We start from the raw sequence: 3,672 nt of genomic DNA, 5'->3' as shown, positions 1-3,672 counted from the left end.
ATGGGCGACAACATCTGGCTCGGCGACCGGGACGCGGTGCGCACCCCGATGCAGTGGACCCCGGACCGCAACGCCGGCTTCTCCACCTGCGACCCGGGCCGCCTCTGCCTCCCGGCGATCATGGACCCGGTCTACGGCCACCAGGTGACCAACGTCGAGGCGTCGATGTCGTCGCCGTCGTCGCTGCTGCACTGGACCCGCCGCATGATCGAGATCCGCAAGCAGAACCCCGCCTTCGGACTCGGCTCGTACACCGAACTGCCCTCTTCCAATCCCGCGGTGCTGGCGTTCCTGCGGGAGTACGAGGACGACCTGGTCCTGTGCGTCAACAACTTCGCGCGCTTCGCGCAGCCCACCGAGCTGGACCTGCGCGAGTTCGCGGGGCGGCACCCGGTGGAGCTGTTCGGCGGGGTCCGCTTCCCCGCCATCGGCGAGCTGCCCTATCTGCTGACCCTCGGGGGCCACGGCTTCTACTGGTTCCGGCTCACTCGAGTCGCATCCCGCATCGGCCGGCGACTGTGAGCCTGCGCCGAGACAAGGAGGCGTGACCATGCCGAAGACCGCATCCCTGCGCCCGGATCTTCCGCGCCTGGCCGAGCCCATGGAGTCGCTCGGCGGGCTGCTGCGCGACTGGCTGCCCCGGCAGCGCTGGTTCGCGGGCAAGGACCGGCCCGTCACGGAGCTGGGCCTGCTGTCGATGACCGAGCTCTTCCCGGGCTGTCTGCATCTGCTGGTCCACGCCGGTCACGCCGGCCACACGGGTGTGCCCTCGCCCGGTGGCGCACCTCCGGCGGGCGACTGCTACCAACTGCTGCTCGGCGTGCGGGAGCACCCGGCGCCACGGCTCGGTCGGGCGCTCATCGGCCGGGTGCAGGACGGGCCGCTGGCCGGGCTGACGGTCTACGACGCCCTGCACGATCCCCGTTCGGCCCAGCTCCTGCTGGACCGGCTGCGGCACCCGGGCTCCGCGGGCCCCCTGCGCTTCGACTGCGCCCCGGGGCACCAGGTGCCCGCCGGGCTGGTGCCGCGACTGCTGGACGCCGAGCAGTCCAACTCCTCGCTGGTGTACGGCGACGAGTACATCCTCAAGGTCTTCCGGCGCATCCAGCCGGGCGTCAACCCGGACCTGGAGGTGCCGGGCGCACTGGCCCGCCAGGGCTGCCACCGTGTACCGGCGCCCGTGGCCTGGTTCCAGACGGACCATCCGTTCAAGGCCACCCTCGGGGTGCTCCAGCCGTATCTGCGGGACGCCTCCGACGGCTGGACGCTGGGGCTGAACGCGCTGGCCGCCGGGGACGACTTCACCGTCCAGGCCCGGGCGCTGGGCGCGGCCACGGCTGAGGTGCACCTGGCGCTGGCGTCGGCGTTCCCCGTCGGCGGGCCCGGGGAGAACGGGCAGACGGCGGCCGCGATGACCGAGCGGCTGGACGCCGCCGCGCACTGCGTGCCCGCGCTGCAACCGTTCGTGCCGGGCCTGCGGACCGCGTTCGCCGCGCTCACCAGCTGTGATCCCGGGCCGCCCGCTCAGCGCATCCACGGCGACCTGCACCTGGGGCAGGTGCTGCGGGCCGGGCGCGAGTGGTTCGTCATCGACTTCGAGGGCGAGCCGTCCCGGCCGCTCTCCGAACGGCGCAGCGCCCACTCCCCGGTGCGGGACATCGCCGGGATGCTGCGCTCCTTCGACTACGCCGCCCGGCAGCGCCGCCCCTGGCGCCCGGAGTGGGCCCGCCGCTGCCGCGAGGCCTACTGCGCGGGCTACGCGGCCCGCGCCGGCTGGGACCCCCGCAAGAAGCACGGACTGCTCCGCGCCTATGAGACGGACCGGGCCGTGTACGAGGTGCTGTACGAGGCACGGCACCGCCCCGACTGGCTGCCTGTACCGATGGCGGCGATCGAGCGCCTCGCCGTGAGAGGAGACTGAGCCGTGGCCCTGCGCGACACCTCAATCCCGGAGCCGTCCGGCCCGGTCCCGTGCACTGACGCGCCCGCCCTGAGTGCCGAGGACCGCGGGCGCCTGCTGGCGGGTGCCCACCACGATCCGCACGCGCTGCTGGGCGCCCACCCGGTCCCGGGCGGGATCGTGTTCCGTGCGCTGCGTCCCTTCGCCCGCTCCGTGAGCGTCGTGATCGGCGGCAGGCGCACCGCCCTCGTCTCCGAGGGTGACGGCCTCTTCTCGGGCGTGCTGCCTCTGGACGCGGTCCCCGCGTACACGCTGCACGTGACGTACGAGGAGGGCGAGCAGGAGACGCCCGACCCGTACCGCTTCCTGCCCGCGCTCGGCGAGCTCGACCTGCACCTGATCCGCGAGGGCCGGCACGAGCAGCTGTGGCAGGCGCTCGGCGCGCAGCCCATGACCCACGAGGGCGTCGAGGGCACCCGGTTCACCGTGTGGGCGCCGAACGCCCAGGGCGTGCGGGTGGCCACGGACTTCACCCACTGGGACGGGACGCAGTTCCCGATGCGGTCCCTGGGCGCCTCCGGTGTGTGGGAGCTGTTCCTGCCGGGTGTGGGCGAGGGCACCGCGTACAAGTTCGAGATCCACTCCCGGTACGGGCACCGCTTCCTCAAGGCCGACCCGATGGCCCGGTGCTGCGAGGAGCCGCCCAACACGGCGTCGATCGTGACGGCCTCGCACTACGAGTGGGGCGACGGCGCATGGATGGCGCACCGGGCCGACACGCCCGTGCACGAGGCGCCGTTCTCGGTGTACGAGGTGCACCTGGCGTCATGGCGGCCGGGACTGACCTACCGGCAGCTCGCGGAGGAGCTCCCGGCGTACGTGAAGGACATGGGCTTCACCCACGTCGAGCTGATGCCGGTCGCCGAGCACCCCTTCCACGGTTCCTGGGGCTACCAGGTCACCGGGTTCTACGCGCCGACGTCCCGGCTCGGCACACCGGACGACTTCCGGTTCTTCGTCGACGCCTGCCACCGGGCCGGCATCGGCGTGATCATGGACTGGGTGCCGGCGCACTTCCCCAAGGACGACTGGGCGCTGGCCCGGTTCGACGGGGAGCCGCTGTACGAGCCCGGTGACGACCGGCGCGCGGAGCACCCGGACTGGGGCACCTACGAGTTCGACTTCGGCCGTACCGAGGTGCGCAACTTCCTGGTCGCGAACGCCGTGTACTGGTGCGAGGAGTTCCACATCGACGGGCTGCGCGTGGACGCCGTCGCCTCGATGCTGTACCTCGACTACTCACGCGAGGACGGCCAGTGGGAGCCAAACGCCTACGGCGGCCGGGAGGACCTGGCCGCCATGGGGTTCCTCCAGGAGATGAACGCGACGGTGTACCGGCGGGCCCCGGGCGTGGTCACGATCGCGGAGGAGTCCACCGCCTGGGGCGGGGTGACCCGGCCGACCGACACCGGCGGGCTGGGCTTCGGGCTCAAGTGGAACATGGGCTGGATGCACGACTCGCTGGAGTACATCGCGCACGAGCCGGTGCACCGCAAGTACCACCACCACGAGATGACGTTCTCGATGGTGTACGCCTACAGCGAGAACTACGTCCTGCCGATCTCCCACGACGAGGTCGTGCACGGCAAGCAGGCACTGGTGTCGAAGATGCCCGGCGACTGGTGGCAGCGGCGCGCCACCCACCGGGCCTACCTCGGCTTCATGTGGGGCCACCCGGGCAAGCAACTGCTGTTCATGGGGCAGGAGTTCGC

At 72.1% G+C, this 3,672-nt stretch carries 3 protein-coding genes; all 3 read left to right on the top strand.

Annotation, left to right across the window (positions count from 1 at the left end; translation table 11 throughout):
* Positions 1-522 (top strand): alpha-glucosidase C-terminal domain-containing protein (locus GTY56_RS35295; RefSeq protein WP_161369361.1); only part of this gene is annotated, 522 nt, incomplete at its 5' end.
* A gap of 28 nt (positions 523-550) precedes the next feature.
* The gene (locus GTY56_RS35290) at positions 551-1,921 is read left to right on the top strand and encodes a maltokinase N-terminal cap-like domain-containing protein (protein ID WP_161369360.1); all 1,371 of its coding nucleotides are present in this window, start codon (positions 551-553) and stop codon (positions 1,919-1,921) included.
* Positions 1,922-1,924: 3 nt separating this feature from the next.
* On the top strand, positions 1,925-3,672 hold a 1,748-nt coding region (gene glgB / locus GTY56_RS35285), incomplete at its 3' end, for a 1,4-alpha-glucan branching protein GlgB (RefSeq protein WP_161369359.1).

The organism is Streptomyces sp. SID5643 (assembly GCF_009872555.1).
Lineage (GTDB): Bacteria > Actinomycetota > Actinomycetes > Streptomycetales > Streptomycetaceae > Streptomyces > Streptomyces iakyrus.
This window is presented reverse-complemented; position numbering and strand designations above follow the sequence as displayed.